General features: G+C 73.3%; 15 protein-coding genes and 7 pseudogenes. 8 read left to right on the top strand and 14 right to left on the bottom strand.

Annotation, left to right across the window (positions count from 1 at the left end; all coding sequences use genetic code 11):
* Positions 1-555 precede the first annotated feature (555 nt).
* Positions 556-2,268: a sensor histidine kinase gene (locus tag UG55_RS47385; RefSeq protein WP_396230928.1), complete on the top strand. Its 1,713-nt coding sequence runs from the start codon at positions 556-558 to the stop codon at positions 2,266-2,268.
* A 76-nt stretch (positions 2,269-2,344) separates the two neighbouring features.
* Here the strand turns inward: UG55_RS47385 and UG55_RS16100 are convergent, their stop codons facing one another.
* The 12 genes and pseudogenes from UG55_RS16100 to UG55_RS37845 form a co-directional block, all read right to left on the bottom strand.
* The gene (locus UG55_RS16100) at positions 2,345-3,418 is read right to left on the bottom strand and encodes a sugar phosphate nucleotidyltransferase (protein ID WP_066069348.1); all 1,074 of its coding nucleotides are present in this window, start codon (positions 3,416-3,418) and stop codon (positions 2,345-2,347) included.
* A gap of 214 nt (positions 3,419-3,632) precedes the next feature.
* Positions 3,633-3,756: pseudogene (locus UG55_RS37870) on the bottom strand (glycosyltransferase family 2 protein); the annotation flags it as partial.
* Between the two features lies 1 nt (position 3,757).
* Positions 3,758-4,544, bottom strand: a 787-nt coding sequence (locus tag UG55_RS16095; RefSeq protein ID WP_242424605.1) for a glycosyltransferase family 2 protein, incomplete at its 3' end; no start/stop codon positions are given.
* A 17-nt stretch (positions 4,545-4,561) separates the two neighbouring features.
* Positions 4,562-5,692, bottom strand: a complete 1,131-nt coding sequence (locus UG55_RS16090) for a glycosyltransferase family 1 protein (RefSeq protein ID WP_066069342.1) — start codon at positions 5,690-5,692, stop codon at positions 4,562-4,564.
* 65 nt (positions 5,693-5,757) lie between these two features.
* Positions 5,758-6,942, bottom strand: coding sequence for a glycosyltransferase family 1 protein (locus UG55_RS16085; RefSeq protein ID WP_066069424.1), 1,185 nt, complete (start codon positions 6,940-6,942; stop codon positions 5,758-5,760).
* Between the two features lie 129 nt (positions 6,943-7,071).
* Positions 7,072-7,236 carry a hypothetical protein gene (locus tag UG55_RS16080; RefSeq protein ID WP_242424603.1) on the bottom strand — a complete coding sequence of 55 codons (165 nt, stop codon included), beginning with the start codon at positions 7,234-7,236 and terminating at the stop codon, positions 7,072-7,074.
* A gap of 160 nt (positions 7,237-7,396) precedes the next feature.
* A pseudogene (locus UG55_RS37865) lies at positions 7,397-7,538 on the bottom strand (SAM-dependent methyltransferase); the annotation flags it as partial.
* Between the two features lies 1 nt (position 7,539).
* Positions 7,540-7,719, bottom strand: a pseudogene (locus tag UG55_RS37860) (SAM-dependent methyltransferase); the annotation flags it as partial.
* Between the two features lies 1 nt (position 7,720).
* The coding region (locus tag UG55_RS37855) for a class I SAM-dependent methyltransferase (protein WP_242424600.1) at positions 7,721-8,110 on the bottom strand (390 nt) is incomplete at its 3' end.
* 44 nt (positions 8,111-8,154) lie between these two features.
* Complete coding sequence (locus tag UG55_RS16070) at positions 8,155-9,351, bottom strand: glycosyltransferase (RefSeq protein WP_066069421.1); 1,197 nt, start codon at positions 9,349-9,351, stop codon at positions 8,155-8,157.
* Between the two features lie 79 nt (positions 9,352-9,430).
* A pseudogene (locus UG55_RS37850) lies at positions 9,431-10,021 on the bottom strand (glycosyltransferase family 2 protein); the annotation flags it as partial.
* A gap of 1 nt (position 10,022) precedes the next feature.
* Positions 10,023-10,375 (bottom strand): glycosyltransferase family 2 protein (locus UG55_RS37845; protein ID WP_313954617.1); only part of this gene is annotated, 353 nt, incomplete at its 3' end.
* A 183-nt stretch (positions 10,376-10,558) separates the two neighbouring features.
* On the opposite strand from UG55_RS37845, the pseudogene UG55_RS37840 reads away from it, so the two are divergent.
* The 6 genes and pseudogenes from UG55_RS37840 to UG55_RS16045 form a co-directional block, all read left to right on the top strand.
* Positions 10,559-10,697: pseudogene (locus tag UG55_RS37840) on the top strand (acyltransferase); the annotation flags it as partial.
* Position 10,698: 1 nt separating this feature from the next.
* Positions 10,699-10,960: pseudogene (locus UG55_RS37835) on the top strand (acyltransferase); the annotation flags it as partial.
* Position 10,961: 1 nt separating this feature from the next.
* Positions 10,962-11,191 (top strand): DapH/DapD/GlmU-related protein (locus UG55_RS37830; RefSeq protein ID WP_304440417.1); only part of this gene is annotated, 230 nt, incomplete at its 5' end.
* A gap of 3 nt (positions 11,192-11,194) precedes the next feature.
* A complete protein-coding gene (locus UG55_RS16055) occupies positions 11,195-13,249 on the top strand; it encodes a DUF2142 domain-containing protein (RefSeq protein WP_066069327.1) in 2,055 nt (684 codons plus the stop codon).
* A gap of 138 nt (positions 13,250-13,387) precedes the next feature.
* A complete protein-coding gene (locus tag UG55_RS16050; RefSeq protein ID WP_242424599.1) occupies positions 13,388-15,949 on the top strand; it encodes a WD40 repeat domain-containing serine/threonine protein kinase in 2,562 nt (853 codons plus the stop codon).
* A gap of 127 nt (positions 15,950-16,076) precedes the next feature.
* Positions 16,077-16,436 carry a hypothetical protein gene (locus UG55_RS16045; protein WP_066069321.1) on the top strand — a complete coding sequence of 120 codons (360 nt, stop codon included), beginning with the start codon at positions 16,077-16,079 and terminating at the stop codon, positions 16,434-16,436.
* A 921-nt stretch (positions 16,437-17,357) separates the two neighbouring features.
* On the opposite strand, the gene UG55_RS37825 is transcribed toward UG55_RS16045, so the two are convergent.
* Positions 17,358-18,462 (bottom strand): class I SAM-dependent methyltransferase (locus UG55_RS37825; RefSeq protein ID WP_242424596.1); only part of this gene is annotated, 1,105 nt, incomplete at its 3' end.
* Positions 18,459-21,050, bottom strand: coding sequence for a haloacid dehalogenase (locus UG55_RS16035; RefSeq protein ID WP_066069318.1), 2,592 nt, complete (start codon positions 21,048-21,050; stop codon positions 18,459-18,461). The genes UG55_RS37825 and UG55_RS16035, both read right to left, overlap by 4 nt.
* Positions 21,051-21,408: 358 nt before the next feature.
* Here UG55_RS16035 and UG55_RS37820 point away from each other — a divergent pair.
* A pseudogene (locus UG55_RS37820) lies at positions 21,409-21,691 on the top strand (ABC transporter permease); the annotation flags it as partial.

Raw genomic sequence — 21,691 nt, 5'->3', positions numbered from 1 at the left:
ATCTTCTCCGCGTCCACCCACGCGGCCCTCGTCGCTGCCTGGGCATACAGCCGCCGTGCCCTGACCACCGTGGTCGCCACGCTGGTCCTGGCGACGCTCATCGGCGCGGTGGTCGGGCAGATCACGGTCGACCACCCCGCGTCGGGCGGCAATCCCGCCCCGCTGCCGCGGGCACTCGCCGGGAGCCTGATGCTGATCGGGGTCGCGGTCCTGTTCCGGTTCGCGATCAGCCGCCTGCGGGCGGCCGCGGTCGAGGCCGACACCCGGCTCGGCACCGCAGCCGACCAGCGGCGCGACGCCGCCGTCGCCTCCGCCCGACTGCGGGACGAGCGTGAACGGGAACGCCTGCTGCACGACACCGTCCTCAACACCCTCACCGGCATCGCCTGGGGCGGCGGCAGCCAGGACCCGTCCGAAAGCACGCTCACCGCCGACCAGTGCCGCTACGCGATCGACGCCGTCCGCACGATGCTCGACGGAACCGCTGCCGCGACCCGCGACCTCACCGAGTCGGTGCTGCGGGTCGTCTCCGTCGCCCGGGCCCACNGGCTGCGGGTGGACGTCGAGTCACTCCCAGCCACAGATCTTCCGGAGGAGGTCGTCCGCGCACTGGCCGGTGCGACCCAGGAACTGCTCGCCAACGTCAGACGCCACGCCAGGACGGACCACGCCACGCTGGCGGTCTCGCACCTGCCCGGCGGCGTGGAGGTCGTCGTGGCCGACGGCGGCCGGGGATTCGCCGTTCAGGAGGTGCCCGACGACCGGCTCGGCCTGGCTCGGTCCGTCCACGCGCGGCTCGCGGAGGTCGGTGGGCGGGCCACGATCACCTCCGGCGACGGCCTGGGTACGACCGCTCGGCTGACCTGGTCCGCTGCCGCGTCGGCCACCGCCGGGTCGGCCACCGCTGGATCCGCCACCGCTGGGACGGCCGCGGACGGCACCGCCCCCGGACTCGCCGAGGCCGCGCGACCCGCCGACCCCCGACCCACCGGAACAGCCGGAACAGCCGGCGGCGCCGCCCGGCGGCGACCGGGGGCGGGAGCCGCCACCCGACGGCGCCGCGTCCATCGCCGGGGGCCGGCCACGGTACCGGCCGGCAGGTCCGCCGCCGAACTGCGGGACTCCTACGCGGCGGCGCTGCGCCGCGCGACCGCCGTCGGGGCGGCGGCCTGGTTCAGCTGCACCGTGGTCGTCCTTCTGGTCACCCTCCCCGGCTCCCGTTCGGTACCGCTCGCGGTCCTCTGCTGGCTCGCGATGGCGCTGCTCGTGGCCGCGGCGGCCATCACCACCCACCGCCGTTCGTTGCGTTCCGGCGAGGCCGCGGCGCTGATGACGCTCGCGCTGGCGGTGACCGTGGTGGTCGGGCTCAACTCCGCCGCGGCGCCGGGCAGCCCGGGCGCGGGCGGGCCGGCGAGCCGCATCGCCACCTGGCCGGTCTTCGTGCTGCCGGTACTGCTGGCCCTCGTCGCGGTGTCCCGCCTGTTCGTCGAGTGGCTCGCGGCGCTCGTGGCCACCGTCGTCGTGCTTGGCCTGCTGGTGCTGACCGGGACGAACCCGGGCACCTTCGCCCTCGCCCAGCTCTTGGCAGCGACGAACGGCCAGGTCGCCCTGCAGCTCACGGTGTCGATGGCCGGACCGGTGCTGCGGCGCACCGCCGACCAGGTCGCCCGGGCCATCGAGCAGGAGACGGCCCGCACCGCGCTGGAGCGGTCCGCGCAGGCGGTCAGGGCCGACCGGGAGCGAGGCCTCGCCACCATCGAACGGGAGGTGCTGCCACTGCTGGAGGCCGTCGCGGACGGGCTGCTCGACCCGCGTGACCGGGCGGTGCGCGAACGCTGCGGCAGCCGGGCCACCGCCATCCGGCAGGCCCTCGTCGCCGGCGCCGCGGGTGGGCTGGGCGAACTGGCCCCGGCGGTGGTCGAGGCCCGATCCCGCGGTCTTGAGGTGGAGGTGCGGCTGGACGGGGAGACCCGCCGCATTCCCCCGCCGGTGCTCGAGCGGCTGGTCGGGGTGCTGCCAACGCTGCTGGGCGAAGCCTCCGCGGCGGGCGCCGGGCGGGTTGTCCTCACCCTGATCCACGACGACGCGGGCGGGCGGCTCTTCCTCACCTACCCGGCGGACGACCCGCCGGCGGGCGACACGCTGGTGGGCGTGCCGGCCGGGCCGGCGGGATCGGAACTCGTCTCAGTCACGGCGGACGTCGACGAGGGGCAGGTGTGGATCGAGGTCGCCTGGTCGGCTGCCGACCGGCGCACCGGCACACCCTGAGCCCCGGCCCGGGCGCGGAGCCCGGGACTCGACCGGGGAGCGCCCAGGCCGGGTCAGGACCTGGGCGGAGAGAACTTCAGGCGCGGTCGGAGCTGAAGCGGACGGCCCCGGCGCTCAGCACGGTGCCGGGGAAGATCCGCGCGCCCGCGCGAAGCTCGTTGCCGGGCTCGATGACGACTCCGTCGCCGACGACCACGTTCTCCAGCACGACGCCGTTACCGATGACGGCCGCGCGCCCGACGACACTGTCGCGGATGTAGGCCCCGGCGCCCACGGCCGCCCGGTCGAACAGGACCGAGCCGTCGATGCGGGCCCCCGTCCCGACCGACGCGCCCGCGCCGATCGTGGAACCGCCGCCGATCTTGGCGTCGGTGGCCACCGTCGAGCCGGTCAGCACCAGTCGGTCGCCGACCGGGCCGGGCAGCGCGGAGGAGGGCATCCGGCCGGTGACGAGGTCACGGGAGCCGCGGACGAACGCCGCGGGGGTGCCGAGGTCGAGCCAGTAGGTGTCGTCCGGGTAACCGACCACGGGTACGCCGGAGGCGAGCAGACCGGGGAAGGTCTCCCGCTCCACCGAGACCGGCCGCCCGGCGGGAATGCTGTCGATCACGGATCGCCGGAAGACGTAGCAGCCGGCGTTGATGAGGTTGGTCGGCGGGTCGGGGGTCTTCTCCAGGAAGGCGGTCACCCGGCCGGCGTCGTCCGTGGGGACCACGCCGAACGCGCGGGGGTCGTCCACCTTCGTCAGATGCAGCGTCACGGCGGCGTCCGCGGCGGTGTGCCGGGCGACGAGAGCGCGGATGTCCAGCCCGGAGAGGATGTCGCCGTTGAAGATCACCACCGGCTCGTCCGCGCCCGCGCGCAGCTGCCCCGCGATGTTGCGGATCGCGCCCCCGGTTCCCAGGGGCTCGGTCTCGGTGACGTACCTGAGCTCCAGGCCGTGCCCGGAGCCGTCACCGAAGTACTCCTCGAAGACCTCGGCCCGGTAGGAGGTGGCGAGCACCACACGAGTGATCCCCGCATCGCGCGCACGGGCAAGCATGTGAGCAGTCACCGGCACGCCGGCGACTGGCAACATCGGCTTCGGCGCCGACATCGTCAACGGGCGGAGACGGGTACCCTGCCCGCCGACCAGCATCACTGCGTCCATGATTCGTCAGTGTCGCAGAGCTGCCCAGGCCAGTAACGCCCACCTGTCCGGGAAGTCGCGTCCCTCAACGAGAGGACACAACCCGGACACGCATATCCGACACAGCACTGACGAGCCGTGACCGCCGCCCGCCGTCCGGGTGAGCACCTGCCCTGGTGGGGGGCCCGGTCCGAGGCCCGGGGACGGCCTGAGCGCGGTCGGGTGGCGCGGACCGTCAGCGGGATCGGCGAGCCGCGGAAAGCAGCTCGGCGGACCGGGTGGCCCGGGCACCGGCGCTGTCCCGCGCGAAGGCCAGCGCCAGCAGCAGGCGCGCGCCGAGACCGACCGTGAGCGCGACCNGCAGCGGCAGGCGGGACGGGCCGTCGTACTGCCGGCACAGGTAACGGATCATGCTCCGGTGGTGGGCGATCACCATCCGGCGGGACGACCGCTTGGTCGAGTGCCCACCGAGGTGCTCGACGACGGCGGACGGCACGTAGACGAGCTGGCGGCCCGTGAGCCCGATGCGCCGGCCGAGGTCGACGTCCTCCATGAACATGAAGTACGACTCGTCGAACCCACCCACGGCCTCGAACGCCTCGCGGCGCAGGAGCTGACAGGAGCCCGACAGCCAGCCCGCGGTCATCTCCCGCGGCGCGCCCCGCTCGCGGCGGTAGGAGGCCGTCCAGGGATTGGTCGGCCAGCACCAGCCGAAAAGCGCGTGGCCGATGCCGCGCCCGAGCGACGGCAGGTCCCGCGCGGACGGGTACAGCGCACCGTCCGGATTGGTGATGCCCGGGCCGAACGCGCCCCCGCCGGGCCACCGCTCCGCGGCCGCGATCAGCTCGTCCAGGCTGCCGGGCGAGAAGGCGATGTCCGCGTTCGCCACGACCAGCCACGGCGCCACCGAGCCGGCCGCCCCGTGGTTGGCGCCCGCGCCGTAGCCGAGGTTGCGGCCGGGGCGCAGCAGCCGCACCTCGGGGCGCTCGCCCGCGGCCAGGGTGCCGATGTCGGTCTGCGGCGAGTTGTCGACCACCACGACCTCGTAGTGGCGGGTGGTCGACTTCGCCAGCGAGTCCAGGAAGGTACCGATGACCTCACCGGACCGGAAGGTGACGACGACGACCCGGATCTCCGGCTTGTCCACCGGAAGACCGTAGCGCGTCAGGCGTCGGCCACCGCACGGGCATAGCTCGCCAGGTGCGCCTCGGCCGAGGCGGCCCAGGTGAACTCGTGCGAGCGGGCCAGGCCGGCCGCCGCGAGCTGGGTGCGGCGCTCGGCGTCGTCGAGCAGCGCGCTCATCTCGCGGGCGATGGAGTCGCTGTCCGGCTGGGTGTAGGCGACGGCGTCCCCGCCCACCTCGGGCAGCGACAGCCGCGGCGTCGTCAGCACCGGGGCACCGCAGGCCATCGCCTCCAGCACCGGCAGCCCGAAACCCTCCCCGTGCGACGGGTAGGCGACCAGCTCGGAGCCGCCGAGATACCCCGGCAGGTCCGAGAAGCGCAGGTAGCCGGGCCGGATCACGCGCAGGTGGCTCGGCACCGAGGCGACGGCCGCGTCGACGTCGTCGTCCCAGCCGGAGCCGCCGGCCAGTACCAGCGCCGGGGGCTCGTCCCGCCAGTGCACCGCCTCCGCCCAGCCCCGAATCAGGTTCGGGACGTTCTTGCGCGGCTCCAGCATGCCGAGGAACGCGACATACCGGGTGTTCCCGAGCCCGAGGCGCAGCCGCACCCGACGCCGGTCATCCTCCGTCGGCGGATGGAACGTGCTGGTGTCCACCCCGTGGTAGGCGACGTCGGTGGTGGTCGGGTCGCCTTCGAGCACGCGGACGAGTTCGTCCCGCGTCGCCTTCGACGGAACGATGATGCGGCTCGCCCGGCGCACCGCCGTGCGCATCGCCGAGCGGAAGAAGGTGCCCTTCACGGCCGTGTGCATCTCCGGCTCGGTGAAGAAGGTGACGTCATGGATCGTCACGCACACCGGGCGTTGCGCCCGCAATGGCATTGTGTAGTGCGGCGAGTGGATTACGTCGGCATTGACCTGCTCCGCGACCAGCGGAAGGCCGGTCTGCTCCCAGGCCAGCCGCGCCGGCCGGTGCGCAATCGCCGCCGGGCCCGACAGGACGGTCGCCTGTGGCGCCATCCGGCTGTAGCGTTCCTCGTCCGACCGTTGGCATATCAGAGCCAGGTCGGCGCCGGCCGCGCCCAGGGCGGCGACGAGCCCGTCCACATACCGCCCGACGCCACCGCGGTCGGCCGGGACCGAGGTCGCATCAACGAGCACCCGGGGTCCCACGGCGCTCCTTCCGAGACGTGCCGCCTGATTTCAGTGTGGCCGCTTGCTTCTCAACGGGGGCAACACTACGCCCGCCCGTCGTCAGCGACGGACACGGCAGGGGAACCGCTGATTCGACGGTAGAGCTCCCAGCACGATCGCGCCGCCCCATTCCAGGTATATCCCGCCGCGCGGTCCGGTCCGAAACGCGACAAACGGCTGTGCAGCCGGGGATTCTGGACGATACGCGCGAGGGCCTCGGCGAAGCCGGCGGGATCACCGATCCGGGCCACCAGGGCCGCATCGCCCGCGACCTCGACGAGAGCCGGCGCGTCGGACACGACCACGGGCACCCCGTGGGCCATGGCCTCGATGACCGGCAGGCCGAAGCCCTCCGAACGGCTCGGCGCGATCAGGACCGTCGCGCGGGAGAGGACCACGGCGAGATCTTCGTCACTGATCCGGCCGAGACTACGGAACCGCCCCGCCGAGGCAAGATCCGCGAAGCCGCCCGGGCCGGCGGTGCCGGCCCCGAGATCACCCCAGCCCACCGCACCGACGTGCACCAGCGGGAGATCCGGCACGGCCGGGTGGCGCATCGCGGCCAGCGCGGTGTCCAGGCCCTTGCGGGGCTCCATGGTCGCCAGCGTGAGCAGGTACCCCCGTTCGGGCAGGCCGAGACGGGCGGCCCGGCTGTCCGCGTCCGCCGGCACCCGCAGCACCGCCTCGGCGACCCCCTCGCCGATCACGTGCAGCCGCTCCGGATCGATCGGCAGGTGCTCGCGGATCTCGGCCGCGACGGCCCGGGTCGGCACGATCACCGCGTCGGCGTGGCGGGCCACCCGCTCCCCCATCTCACGGTGCCAGCGGACACCGTGCGGGGTGAGGGTCTCGGGATGGGTCCACGGCACGGCGTCATGCACCGTGACCACCAGCCGGTGCCGGCGACGCGCCGCGACCGGCCCGGCCTGTGGGCCGTGTGGCGGCACCAGCAGCGTCGGCGCGTGCAGAACGTCCACCCCACCGGGCGCGGGGCCCACACCGCGCGCCCAGGCGGCGGCGAGGGCCCGGCGCGGCAGCGGCAGGCGCAGCGGCCCGAGGACGCCCGGCAGCGCGGCGGCGGAGACATCCCGGCGCCAGGCACACCAGCCGACGACGCCGTCGCCGGGATCCGCGGTGCGGGCCAGCGCGGCCGCGAGCTCGGCGGAGTACCGACCCGTGCCACCCGGCACCGGCGCCAACAGCTGTTCGACCAGGAATCCGATCCGCACGCCGATCAGTGTCCCGCGCCCCACGCGGCGGCCCGCCGCCGCCCCGCGGGCCCAGATCGACCGCCGCCCCGCGGGCCGGGCACCACCCCGCGGCGCCGGGCGCTACGGGCTACCGGCCGCTACCGGTCGCTACCGGTCGCGCCGGGCGGCCGAGACTCCCGCGACCACCATGACCAGGCAGGTGGCGATCCCCACCACGTAGCCCCAGCCGCGGTGGTCGAACTGGTCGAAGGCGGCACCCAGGCCAAAGATGATCAGCGCGAACAGCAGCACGGTGAGGAGGGCCGCCAGCACTTTCTGTCCGCGGGGCGCGCCGGGCGGGCCGGGCCTGCCGGGCGTACCGGCCTTACCGGCGGCGCTCATGCCCGCCCCCGGCACCCGAGCCGCGGCACGATCTGGTGCCGCGCGCACCGGACCCGCGTCACACCCGGGCGCTCCGCCCACCTCCGGGTGGTCACGGCTGCCGCCGGCGCGCGTGGGTCAGCACCACGCTGCCCGTGGTGTCCGGGGTGCGGCGGTCCGAGAGCGCGACGAGCGGCGAGAGCGCCGCCGCGGCGTTCCACCCGACCCGCCCGCCCTTGGCCGACAGGCCGAGGNAGAGCCGTTCGGCCCGTTCCGAACGGAACATGTACGTCTGGCGGACGACCTCCAGCCCGGCACCGTCGAGCAGCTTCGCGAGCCGCTCGCCCGGATACGTGTGCTGCACGTGGTACTTCTCCCGGTGCCGGTCCAACAGGTGCGGCCAGCGGTCGCCGCGGGTGAGCGCGTCCGCGGACANCACCAGATCGCCGCCGGGACGCAGCACCCGCGCCATCTCCGCCAGCGCGGCGGGCCCGTCGTCGAAGTGCTCGATGGCGCAGACCGACATCACCACGTCGAAGGTGGCGGGCGCGAACGGCAGGCGCAGCGCGTCGCCCTCGACCAGCCCGGGCCGGTGCTTCAGCCGGCTGCCGAAGGTCAGCTTGTGCCGGGCGAGGTCCAGACTCACCGCCCGGGCTCCTCGGCGGATCGCCTGCCCGGCCCAGTAGCCGTCGCCGCCCGCGACGTCGAGCATCGTCCGCCCGTGCAGGTCACCCGCCCAGGACAGCAGCGTCCCGACCTCGCGGCGGCGCATGACATGCACCTGGTGGCCGGCGTAGGCGAGAGCATCGTCGCGTAGGGGACTCATGGCGGACAGTCTGCCTTTCCCGGGCGCCGGGCAGCGACTGCGGGTCAGGGCGTGGCGAGCACGGTGTCGAGGTAGCGGTTCCAGGCGACGTCGGTGTCAGGCGGGGTCACCTTGGCCCGCAGTGCCGGCAGCACACCGGGTTCGTACAACCGCCGCAGCGCCGCGGCGAGCGCCGCCGGATCGTCCGGGGGGACGAGCAGGCCGTCGACACCGTCACGCACCGAGGTGGTGAGGGTGCCGACGCTGGTGGCGACGACCGGCCGACCGTGCATGTGCGCGAGATCGACGTTCTGCGAGGCGGTGCCGGCCCGGTAGGGCAGGACGAGGGCGTCCGTGGCGGCGAACAGGCCCGGGACGTCCGCCGCGGCGACATAGCCGGGACGCAGCTCGACCCGGTCCTCAAGGCCCAGCTCGGCCACCAGCGCGCGGGTCGCCTCGACGCCGCCCCAGAACTCCCCCGCCACCGTGAGCCGGACGTCCGCCGGCCCCTCTGCGAGGGCACGCAGCAGCACGTCGAGCCCCTTGTACGGCCGGACCAGGCCGAAGAAGAGAAGCTTCCGCGACGCGCCGCCGTCGACAGGCTGGCCGTCGGTGGTCCGGCCGTCGGTCGTCCGGCCGTCGGTGGGCTCGGACAGCCGCCAGAGGTGCGGGGCCATCTCGGCGACCCGCACCGGGACGTCGGTGAGGCTGGCCGCGAGCTCCGCCTGCGGCGCGGTGTGCACGAGCACGGCCGAGCACCTCCGCAGCACCGCGGCGATCAGCGGCCGGTCGATGGCCCGGCGCTCGTGCGGGAGCACGTTGTGGCACAGCCCGAGGACTATCGGGCCCCCGCGTTCGCCGCCACCGCCCCGCCGGCCGCGCACCCCGCGCAGGCCGCGCACCCCGCGCAGGCCGGTCAGGATCGTGAGATAGGCGGGCGCCTGGATCGGTGTGACCACGACGAGCACGACCAGGTCCGCGCCCGGCTCGCTCGCGGTTCCGCGGCGCCGCAGCCGACGGCCCAGGCGCAGCCAGGTGTCCGGCCGGCGCCAGGACAGCGGGTACGAGGTCGCGGCGAACGGCGTGCCTTCCGGGGCGTCGACCCGCTGCCGGCCCGGGTAGAGGCGCGCGGGGTACTGGCGGGACCACGACTCGATCCGCACGTCGTGACCGCGGGCGGCAAGACGGTGCGCCAGCTCGGTCGTGTGCTGGGCGATCCCGCCCTTGTACGGGTGGGTCGGCCCGACGATCGCGATACGCAGGGCGGTGTCCGAGGGCACGGCCGGGCCATCAGTCCGGGCGGGATCGGGTGTCACAGCGGGGTCGGGTGTCACAGCGGGGTCAGGTGTCGCTGCGCGATCGGGCGACCAGGTCACCTATCAGCGCGAGGACCACGATCTGGAAACCCACCAGGATCGCCAGCAGCGTCGAGGTGGTGACCCGGAAGTCGTACCGGATGACGTCGGCGATCAGCTTCGCGAAACCGAGACCCATGATCCACAGGGCGACCGGCATCAGGACCTTGATCGGGTCGAAGTACATCACCATCCGCAGGACCTGCAGGATGTACCGGCGCGCGTCCCGGAACGGGTGGAACTTCGACGTGCCGGAGCGCTTCGCGTAGTCGATCGGCAGGTAGTCCACCGGGTGCTGGTTGGAGAGGAACGCCATCGTGATCGTCGTGACGCAGGAGAACCCGGGCGGCAGCAGCCGCAGGTAGGGCAGCGAGACGTCCCGGCGGAACGCGCGCAGGCCGGAGTTGAGGTCCGGAATCTTCATCCCCGAAAGCCGCTGCGCGATCATCCGGATGAGCCACTTCGCCGGCACACGCGCCCATTTGTGCGTGCCCTCCTCCGTGGTCCGCGCCCCGACGACCTGATCGACGTCGGGGTTTTCGTCCAGATACTGGACGAACTCGGGAATGCGCTCGTTNGGATACGTCATGTCGGCGTCGGTCCAGACGACGATCCGGCCCCGCGCCTCCTGCGTGCCGATGCGCCGGGCGGTGCCGGACCCACCGTTGCGCCGGAACGGCATCAGCCGCATGTTCGGGAACTTCGGCGCGACCTCACGCAGCACGCTCAGCGTGTTGTCGGTCGATTTGTCGTCGATCACGAGCAGCTCGTAGCTGTAACCGCTCTCGTCCATCGCCGCCGTGATGCGCTCAAGCTCCAGGACGACGTGGGCCTGCTCGTTGTAGCAGGGAAGGACCACGGTCACATAGGGCCGTGTGTCCACCACCAGGTCCTCGTGGTGGTCGGTCGGGTGGATGGCACTGACACTCACGTCGCTGTGACTCCCGGTCGTGGTCGCGCGCCCGCGTTCCGTCCCCGGCAGCTCGCAGGCTCCTGCACCCACCAGGGTGACACGGCCCGCGGCGGGGGCCGAACTCCGGTCGTCCCCGGCCAGCGCCTACTGTTAGCGCTCGTGGGTACGTTCAGAGGTGATCTACGCGAGTATGTGCGTCATGTGCGGGCGCTCCGGGCGGCGCAGGAGACCTCGGCACGCTCGTTCGTGGCCGGACTGAGGTATCCGCTCGCCCACAGACAACCGATCTGGACCGGTTCGCGGACGGTGATCGAAGGCCGGGAGCGCATCGAGTTCGCCGNGGGCGGCGCGCTGCGGATCGGGCTCGCCCCGTTCGGGCTGACGTCGAAACACGACGTCTCGATCGTGCGCGTGCATCCGGAGGGCCGGATCCGCTGTGAGGGTGTGGTCTCGCTCCAGCGCGGGATTCGTGTCGTGGTCGACTCCGGGGTGCTCGAGCTCGGCCCCTTCGCGAACATCAACGGATTCGCGAAGATCCTGGTGCGCGAACGTGTGTCGATCGGTGCCTACTGCAATGTCTCCTGGGACACGCAGTTGCTCGACNACGATTTCCACCCCATGGTCGTGGACGGTGTCGAACAGCCGATGAGCGGCCCGATCGTCCTGGAGGACCGTGCCTGGATCGGCGCCGGATCGATCGTCCTGAAAGGTGTGACGGTCGGCGAAAGCGCCGTCGTCGCCGCCGGTTCGGTCGTGACCAGGGACGTCCCCGCGAAGGCGGTCGTCGCCGGATCGCCGGCGAAGGTCGTCGGGCACATCGACTACTGGCGCTGAGGCATGGCCCGGCCCCCGGCGCACCTCCCGGAGCAGGCTCTGGAGCACTCCCCGCCCGGTTATCCCGTCGGCGCGCGCTTCCGGCCGGCGGCGCTGCTGCGCTCGGTTCCGCTGCCGATCTGGCTGATCACCGCGCTGTTCGGGGCCCTGCTCGCGTGCTGGTCGGTGCTGGTGCCGCAGTACCACGCGCCGGATGAGCCGAACCACGTCGACGCCGTGATGCGGCTGGTCCAGGGCGCCGGCTGGCCGCATCCGGGGGACGCGTTCGTGCGGCCGGACGGCGTCGGGGCGATCGCGGCGTCACCGTACGGCACCGACGAACAGCCCTACGACCTGCACTTCGCCCCGATCGCCGAGAACGACGCCACCCCGCGCGCCGACCGGCCCGAGTGGGACGAGCTGGGTGAGACCCGCCAGGCCGACGGCGAGCCGCAGCCGCCCGGGGACATCCAGCAGCTGGTCCAGCACCCGCCGCTGTACTACCTGGCCGGCGCCGTCGTGCTGTGGGCGCTGCCCGGCGACGGCGACGAGCTGCGCTGGGACGTCACCATCGGGGTGCTGCGCCTGATGAGCGCGCTGATGGTCATGTGGCTGCCGCTGCTGGCGTGGGCGGGCGCGCACCGGCTTTCCGGCGGCAACCGGATCGCGGCGACCTGCGCCGCGCTCGTCCCGCTGGCGGTTCCCCAGCTCAGCCACATCGGGTCGAGCGTCAACAACGACAACCTGCTGGCCCTGACCGCTGGGCTGGCCACGGTGACGATCATCTACGTCCTGCGCGGGGACACATCGCTGCGCACCGCCGCCTGGACCGGGACCTTCATCGGGCTCGCGCTGCTGACGAAGTCGCTGGCGATCGTGCTCGTCCCGATGGCCGCGCTGGCCTATGTGGTGGCGTGGCTGCGGGCCCGGCGCGACGACCGCGCGGTGGCCCGGTGCCCGGACCGCAGGCCCCAGACCGGGCCGGGCCGACCGGGCCGACCGGGCCGACCGGACCGGGACGCGCCGTTCCTGCTCGCGGACACCGGGCTGCGGACCGTGCCGGCGGGGGCCACCCGCGTCCCGTGGCGCCAGTTCCTGCTCGGCGGCCTGCTCATGGTGGCCTTCGGCGGGTGGTGGTGGATCGTCAACGTCGTCCGTTACCACACGTTCCAGCCGGAGACGCCGAACTTCCCGCTCGGCGATGATCTGGGCAAGGACTGGGGCGCTTACACCGACGTCCTCGTCAACGGGACGGTCCTGCGCTGGTGGGGATCGTTCGGCTGGTTCGAGGTGAGCCTGCCGACCCTGTTCGTACGCCCTGCCAGCGTCGCCGTGATCGTCCTTTTCGCGCTGGCGATCGTCACCGCGCGCAACGGCCGGACCAGGGTGAACCTCCTGTTCCTGCTGTGGCCGACCATCGGGCTTTTCGGCCTGATGACGCTGCAGTCCGCCCTGGCCTTCGCCGACCACGGTCACGTCAGCGGAATTTCGGGACGCTACCTCTACGGCGGGTTGACGGCCCTGGCGATCGGAGTCGGCCTGGGCGCCACCGCTTTCGGCCGACCGGCCTCACGGGTCTTTCCCGTCCTTTTCTTCGCGGCCGCGGCGGCCGCGCAGTGGTGGTCCGTGAAGACCGTTCTCGCGCATTTCTGGGAGCCCCCCGGCGGTGACCTCGCGGACGCCTGGGAGGCGATGACCGCCTGGTCACCATGGTCCCCGTCCGCCGCGGTCACGACCGTGTGGGTCGGTGCTGGGCTGGCGGTTCTCGTCTTCGCGAGCTGCCTGTGGACGGCTGTTCGCGGAGCCGGCCCCGACGATGGCGAGGAAGAAAGGGCACCGGGCGGATCGGCGGCTCCCGGCCGGGGCGGCTCGACCGCACCGCACCCGGCCGACTCGCCGCACCCGGCCGACATCGTGCCCAGCCACCCGGCGGCGCCGAAATCCGCTCCGGCCGGGTCGGCTTCCGACGAACGGAGTTCTTCCGATCCGATCCGCTCCGACTCGGCCGGGGGCGATTCCTCACCGTCGGCAGCAAAAGGGGAGCCGCCGAGCATGGCAAGCCCGCTGCCGTCACACTAGAAAGCAGGCCGAGGACCGCTCACGTAAGGTCCCGGTGTCCGTCAACTCGGTTCGGGGGGAGCCGTGCGCCGAAAGCGGGGATGGGAAAGCGCGCCGCCCGCCGATTCGACCGGCCCCTCCGTGACCGCGGCGACGCGGATGACTGCTCCGCTCGGGCCGGGCGACCCGACCCGACTTGGCCGCTATCTGCTGATCGGGCGGCTGGGCGAGGGCGGCATGGGCACCGTGTACCTCGGCCGCGGGCCGGACGAGCGGCTCGTCGCCGTGAAGGTGATCCGGGCTGATCTGGCCCGGCTGCCCGAGTTCCGGGCACGCTTCCAGCGCGAGGCCGACCTCGCCCGCCGCGTCGCCCGCTTCTGCACCGCCGAGGTCCTCGACGTCGTCGACCCGCCCGAGGGGCAGCCGTACCTGGTGACCGAGTACGTCGACGGGCTCACGCTGGCGCAGGCCGTGGCCGTCGAGGGCCCGCTGCGCTCGGCCGACCTGGAACGGGTGGCGGTCAGCGTCGCGGCGGCGCTCACCGCGATCCACGGCGCCGGAATGGTCCACCGGGACCTCAAGCCGTCGAACGTGCTGCTGTCGACCCTCGGCCCGCGGGTGATCGACTTCGGTATCGCCCGCGCCCTGGACGCCCAGACGATGGTCAGCCAGGAGATCCAGCGCATCGGCACTCCGGCGTTCATGGCTCCGGAGCAGGCCAACGGCCAGCCGGTGACCTCGGCGGCCGACATCTTCGCCTGGGGCGGGCTGGTCACCTATGCCGGGACCGGCTCGTATCCGTTCGGCGACGGGCCCACGCCCGTCCAGCTCTACCGGGTGGTCCACCGGGAGCCGCTGCTGGACGGGCTTGACCCGACCCTGCGGCCCATCGTCGAGCAGGCCATGCGCAAGGACCCGGCCGAGCGCCCGACCGCACAGGAGTTGTTCCTGCGGTTGGTGGGCACGGGGCCGGCGACCCATCCCGACCCGGACGTCTCGGCGGTGATCCGTACCAGCGGCGCGGGTCCGGGAGGCGGCGCGAGTCCGGGAGGCGGCGCGGGCGGGGCATCCGGTGACCTGCCGCTGCCGGACCTGACCGGTGGCATCACCGGCAGCCCGGCAGCCACCCCCGCGGGCCGCTCGGCGGAGGGCCCGGCGGACGGCTCCGGCACCCCGGACAGTTCGGCCGGCAGACCCGCGGGCCGGCCGAGCGCCGGGGCCGCCCGCTCACTCGCGGGCGTGCCCGCCCAGCCCGCGCCGGAGCACGACGTGGCCACCGGCCCGCACCGGCCGTCGTTCACCGGCACCGCCGGAGCCGGCCTGGGCACCGGCAGCACTGGAGGTCCCGGCACCGGCGGAGGTCCCGGCACCGGGGGCGCCGACGCCGGGACCGCGGGGCGCGGCGGCCCCCGCACCACCCGGTTCCTCACCCCTACGACACGCCGGGTCGCGCTCATCATCGCGCCGATAATCACGCTGCTGCTCATCGCCGTGCTCATTCCGCTCGCTCTCATCGGCGGAAAAGACGAGAAGACCACCCGGGACGAGGTGGCCCGCCGGGTCGCGTCGAGCGCCGAGGCCATCCGCGACTCCGACACCGAACGCGCCGCGCGCCTCAGCCTGGCCGCCTTCCGAATCAGCCCGGTGCCGCAGGCCCAGGCCAGCCTGCGGACGTCCTTCGCCCCCGCGACGGCGACCGTGCTCAAGGGCCACACCGTCTCGGTGCTCGGCCTGGGCGTCAGCCCGGACGGCCGCATCGTCGCGACCGGCGGTGCCGACAACCTCGTGATTCTCTGGGACATCACCGACCGGGCCAGCCCCCGGCAGCTGGCCACCATCACCGCGCACACCGGCTGGGCGCTCGACGCCGCGTTCAGCCCGAACGGGAAGCTGCTGGCCACTGCCAGCTACGACCGCACCGTGCGGCTGTGGGACATCAGCGATCCGGCGTCGCCGCGACAGCTCGCCGTGCTGCTGGGTCACAACGGCTATGTCCTCGACGCCGCCTTCTCCCCCGATGGGCGGATACTGGCCACCTCGGGCTACGACAACACCGCCCGGCTGTGGGATCTCAGCGATCCGGCCTCGCCGCGGGAGCTGTCCGTGCTCGATCGGCACACCAGCTGGGTCAACGAGGTCGCCTTCAGCCCGGACGGGAAGCTGCTGGCGACCGCCAGCGCCGACCGCACCGCGCGGCTGTGGGACATCAGCAAACCGAGCGAGCCCCGCCCGCTGGCCGCCATCACCGCCCACACGGACTACGTCTGGACTGTCGCCTTCAGCCCGGACGGCAGGCAACTCGCCACCGGCGCCTATGACGGCCTGGTGAAACTCTGGGATGTGACCGACCCGGCGAGCCCACGTGCGACCGCGTCGTTCCAGGCCGACGAGAAATGGGTCTTCGACCTCGCCTACAGCCCCGACGGCCGGACCCTGGCCACCGCCGGCTGGGACACCACCGCCCACCTGTGGGATATCACCAGCCCGGGCGGGGGGCTCTCGGCCGGGCGGATCTCCGGCCACGGTGACTGGGTGCAGGGTGTCGAGTTCACCCCGGACGGCGCATCGCTGGTCACCATCAGCGACGACTACACGGCTCGGGTCTCCCGCATCGACGATGCGGGCCTGGTGGCCCGGGCCTGCGCCGATCCCGCCAGCCAAATCACCCCGGCGGAATGGCAGCGCGACATCGTCGACATCCCCTACCAGCCCGTCTGCTGACGCGAACTGTTGCCATTTGCTCACATGCCAGGTCGGGGGATTCCGCTGCCTTGGCAGGCTTTCGCTCCGGCCTGTTCAGCCGGCACGACTGATCCAGGCCGGCGGAGACGCCTGGCTATCCTGGGGTGTGGTCGAGATCGGGAACCGATGCCGCAGCCAGCCGGCGCCTCCCCACGTGGTGTTCGAGGCCCTCACCGAGCCCGACCGGGATCAAGGCCGCCCGTGGCTGATCCTGCTGGCCGACGAGCAGCGCCCACAGGTGCTGGCTGCCACCCGGCCGACCGAGCTGACCTGGTCCTCGCTCTGGCCCAGGCGCCCGGACGCGGTGATCCGCTTCGGCCTGGAACGCTCCGCCGACGGCGGTACCGACCTGCGCTGGATCCTTCACGTGGAAGAACCTGTTCCGGACGACAGCCTCGCCGGGCACCTGCGCAAACGCCTCAATCAGCTGATCAACGCCAACCTGCGCTACACCTTCGGCCAGTAACCCGCCAACGGTCGAGTCACCACGTGGTTAGCGGCCGCAGCCCTGCGATCTGACATTTCTAGCGTTCCGGGTTGTTGGTGGGGCCGCCGCCGGAGGTTCCGCCGCCGGGGGTTCTGTTCTCCACGAAGCGGGAGATGCCCGAGCCCAGCCGCAGGACCATGGCGCTGCCGGTGGCAGCGGCCTGGCCGGCCCGACCGCTGCCGCCGCGGCCCGGCAGCGCCGCCGGGCCGGGCCGGGCCGACGCGTCCCGCGGGCCGGCGTCGCCACCGCGGCGTGCGCGGATGGCGGCCCGCGCCACCCTGGCGGCGGTCACGATCTTCGGTTCGTCCGGGGAGGCGGGCGCCCACGGCGGACGCGGCTGGCGGCGGGCTTCGGCGAGCTCCTGTTCCAGCTCACTGATCCGGTTGAGCAGCTGCAGGTCACGCGCGGCACTGCCGCTGCGTTCGTCGTCGATGCGGGCCCACTCCCGCTGCCGGGCCCGGGCCGCCGCGACCGCGTCGTCCTGCATGGCGAGGACCCGCAGGTAGAGGTCGATGCGGTTGCGTTCCATCCGGGCGAGCAGGGTGTTGGCGACCCAGGGGGCGAGCAGGTCCGCGACGCCGCGGGCCCACGGCGCGCGCCGGTCGAGCAGCACCCCGAGGCCGAAGATCGGCGCCACCGTGATGAACCGCAGGTCGGGATGTTCGACCGCGAAGTCCTCGACGGCGGTGCGCACCCCGTTCTTCCGACCGCCTTCGGCGAGCGCCCAGGCGAAGGCACCCGCTCCGCGGAAACCGCGGCCGGGGATCGCGTCGGTCTTGTCGATCTCCACGCCGACGTCCCAGGAGTACGGCTGGCGCTGCGCCTCGGGGATGCGGTCGGGGGCGTAATACTGGTCCCGGCGGCCGGCCGGCCAGCCGACGTCGTGCAGGATCACCAACNGGAAGTAGGAGCGCCCGACGGCCCGCGCGGCGGTGTCGATCGCCGTGAGCTCGGCGTGGACGGTGGCGTAGTTGTGGTCGCCGTCGACCAGGTAGGCGTCGGTCGGGGCGTGGCCCTCGAGTGCCTCAGGGCTGTAGCCGCGGATGACCTCGACATCCAGGCCACCGCCGGAGGTCGGCGTCACGCCCGGCTCGGGGTCGACGACCAGCAGGCGCCCGCCGCCGCCGCGGCGCAGCAGGTTGACGAGCAGTGAGGTGGTCGCGCCGCTCTCCGAACCGATCTCGGCGACGCTGCGCGCGCCGGCCGCCTCCAGCAGCGGGATCCAGATCTCCCGGAGGTCGGTCAGCGAGTGCAACAGCAGCGGGGCGAGGGTCTCCTCGGTGATCTCACCTGCCTCGGCCGCGTGGTCACCGCCGTCGTAGGCGTCGACGGGCAGGTCGGCGACACTGGCACGCACCTCGCCGGATGTCCCCTCGGGCGCCCCGTCGGCCGCCTCTTCGGACACCAGCCGGGACGCGCCGGCGGACGCCGGGTCGGACGCGCCGACGAACGAGCCGTCAGCGGCACTCGCACGGTCGGAACGGCCCGCGCGGTCGGAACGGCTGTCCCAGGCGGAGCCGCCGTCCCAGTCGGACCGGTCCTCCCACTCCGACCCGCCATCCCAGTCGGACCGGCCCTCCCAGTCGGAGAGGCCGTCGCGGCCGGGCCGGAGCTCGTCGGCGGGCCGGAGCTCGTCGGCGAGCGGGAGATCGTAGTCCGGGTGGGATTCGTAGCCCGGCGTCTCGTGGTCCGGGCGGGCGTCGTGGTCCGGGCGGGCGTCGTGGTCGGTGCCGGGTGCGCCGCGGTCATGGGCCGTCGGCTCGCCGCCGCCGGTCGCCGCGGCCGGAGGAGCCGCCTCGGCGGCACGGCGGGCCGAACGCGGGGTGAAGACCGAGTTCGGCGGCGGCTGGGGGCTCGCGTCGGGCCGGGTCTGCTCCGACAACGGCCGGAACCAGCGACCGGCCTCGCCGTCGCCGGCTGGCCTGCCGCCGGTTTCGTCAGCTGCTCCGCCGATGTCGTCGGCTCTGCCGTTGGTGTCGCCGGCTCCGTCCGCCTCGGACGTCATCGAAGCCCTCCCAGCTCACGGCGTATCTTCCGGGCGGCTCGGACGGGGAGCCCGGTACGGGCCGCAGGGCCCGTCGGCACCTGCAGCGGGTCGGCCCGGATCCCCAGCCAGCCGAAGGCCATCTCGACCTCGATCGCGTACGTCCCGCCGAGCTGCGGCTGCGTCGTGAGGTCGACCGAGTAGATGATCTGGGGGTCGTCACCGACGATCTCCAGGAGGTTCGCCTGCAGTGGTCGCAGGCCGATCAGGGCGAGCTGCTGGCCGGCGAGGTCGTCCAGCGAGGTGACCGTGACCTTGTAGGGCTCCACGGCGTTGTGCAGGTGGAAGGCGATCGTCAGCCAGTCGACGCGGAGCAGGCCACGCCGGCCGGCCGGGTCGATCCGAACCCGGCGGGCGCCGACGCCCTCGACCCGCAGCCGGACGATCGACATCCCGTCCCGGCCGGAGCGGGTGACGGCGACTTCCTTGTGCCCGTTGACGAAGTCGGCGCCGGTGTCGACGTACACCTCGACGGGGCCGGCGGCGGCCTCCGGGGAGACCTCCTCGGGGGGGACCCCGGCGGCGGCCGCCAGCCCGCTGATGACCGCCAGCGACCGGTTCGCGACCCCGGCGACACCGGCGGGCCAGTACAGCTCCCGCATGGTGATCTTCTCGACGTCCGCCGGGGTCAGGTACGGCATCCGGCGGACGAGCTCGGGGGGCAGCAGGCCCTCGGTGGAGTCGGAGCCGAAGTTGTCGTCGTGCGCCCACGCGCCGAACGCGGAGGCCTCGGCGGCGGTGGGGCGGGCGACGAAGCGGGTCAGCGTCCGCAGCGCGGCGTTGCGGGCCCCGGCTTCGGATAGCGAGGGCATCGCCGTCTCCGAGCGCCGGTAGCGCAGCCATTCGCGCTGGAAGGCCAGGATTCCGTCCTGGACGGCGACCCGCTGGGCGACCTGGGTGCGCGAGGTGCGGTCGATGCTCAGCACCGGGCGGTGCTCGTCGTCGAACGAGACCAGCGAGCCGATGTCGGGCATGCAGAGCTGTTCGAGCACCTCGGGGCTGCGCATGAGCTGGTTGGCCATCAGCTCCGGCTGCCCGCCGGAGGCCGCGTAGCCCTCGATCTGCAGGCCGGCGAGCCGGTGGGTGCCGGCGGCGGCGTTCGTCGCCAGGTAGAGGCCGACGACGTCGAACTCGCGGCCGGTGGAGGCCAGCAGGCGGGCGAGCAGGGCCTGGATCGTGCCGCCCCAGCCGAGGTCGACCAGGACGATCCGGCCCGACTCGGGCAGCTGCGTGTCGAGGTACTGGACGTACCGGTCACGCAGCCGGGCCGCGGTGAGGACGATCTCGCTGCGGATGCGCTCGTCCGAGCACAGCGCCTCAAGCGTGTCGTCGAGCAGGCCGGGGACGTCCAGCCGCCGGTCGGTCAGCGAGGAGATGCCGGCGACGTTGTCGATGGCCACCCCGAGCTGGCGCAGCAGCTGACCGACGCTCGGCGCGTGCCGGCGGACGAGGAACCCGCGCAGCTCCTCGGGGCTGCCCTCGAACACGTTCGACAGCGCGCACACCTGGCGGGAGGCCCACAGGGTGGACGTGCTGATGCCGGCGTCCATACCCGGCTCGGCGATCAGCCGGGAGAGGAACTCGCCCTCGCGCATGAGGCAGTAGATGTGGTCCGCGCCGTGGTCCCTGGTGCGTTCGACCGCCCAGTCGGCGAAGCCGGTGAAGACCGGGCCGAACACCGTCGCGCCGGACTCCCAGTAGCGGCGCAGGCCCGGCGGGACGGCGGCGGCGTCCGCCCGGTGCAGCGAGCGGGCCCGCAGCGCGGTCATGCCGTAGTCGCCGTGCGCGGAGTCGATCGGGGAGTCGTCGCCGGGGCCGCCGAGCAGCCCTTCCAGCTTGAGGGTGGCCTGCAGCGAGCCCGAGTACTTCGGGTAGTGGATCGCGACCAGACCGTGCTCACGGGCACTCTCGACGTCGGCCACCGGGTGGTCGCCGAGGTGCACGACCCGGGACGGCTGCAGGTTCGAGGCGGCCAGCATGTGCCGGAACAGCCCGTCGCTCTTGCTGATCCCGGCGTCGGACGAGGTGAAGATCTGCGTGAACGGCACGCCGGCCAGCTCGGGCCGGCTGAGCAGCCGCTCCAGCTGGGCGGCGGAGAAGTACGTGTCGGACAGCAGGTAGACCGGCAGCCCGAGCTTGGTCATGGCCAGCTCGGCGAGCTCCACCACGGCGAGGTCGGCGCGGCACAGGTCCCGCTCGACGGCCAGCTCGACGTCCATCAGGTCGCCGAGGGAGCCCGCCCCCGGCAGCGCGGGCACCAGGACCTGCCAGATCTCGTCGAGGCGTACCTCGTAGGTGCCCCGCACCTCGTGCGAGTGCGTCCGGGCCTTGTGCTCGGCGTAGACCCGCAGCCGGGCGAACTCGCCGGGCGTGACGCCGGACGGCAGCTGGCCGATGTCGGCCAGCCGGTGCCCCAGCGTGATGAACGCGTGCGCCGGTTCGGGAACCATGCGCCAGAGCAGGGTGTCGAACACGTCGAGAGTCAGGGCCTGCGCACCGCCCGACTCCAGATGCGACCAGACCTCGCGAAGCCGGACGTCGGTGAACACTGCCCGCCCCTCCCGGGCAGCCGATCCCCCGGCTGCCCCACCTGGGCCGGCCAGGCGCCCCCCGGATCGACTCCGCTGGACGCCGACGGGAATTCCCGGATGTCGACGGGGCGGTACACCGGTGGAGCGGCTGCCGGCCGGAGCCAGATAGACGGGTCGATACTATGAACACCCTCGGGGACGCCAGTCACCGGACTCGGGGCATCCTCGCCGGGCTGGCACGCGGTACGGTCTACGGCCATCGTCGCCAACCCGGTGGCGGCACTCGACGCGAACCGGCGACGGTTGCGCTGGGCGGAGGAGGAGCCGAGCTCGATGCGGGTCCCAGATGCACGCCCGACGCGGGAAGAAGAAGGTCATGTCGCGGGTCGCTGACCTGTCCACGCTCCCCCCGTCGCAGCCGCCGGGCCAGGCCCCGGCCGGTCGCCCGCGCGGCGCGCGCCACGGCGCGCGTCATGTCGACCACCGCAGCCGGGCGCAGACCAGAGTCCGCTGGGAGCTGCTGCGCAACCTCGTCCGCAAGGACCTGAAGGTCAAGTACAAGGGCTCGACGCTCGGTTTCGCCTGGTCGTTGGCGAACCCGTTGTTGCTCCTCGTGGTCTACACATTCGTCTTCCAGGTCGTGTTGAAGACCGGCATCC

Source organism: Frankia sp. EI5c (assembly GCF_001636565.1).
Classification (GTDB): Bacteria; Actinomycetota; Actinomycetes; order Frankiales; family Frankiaceae; genus Parafrankia.
This window is presented reverse-complemented; position numbering and strand designations above follow the sequence as displayed.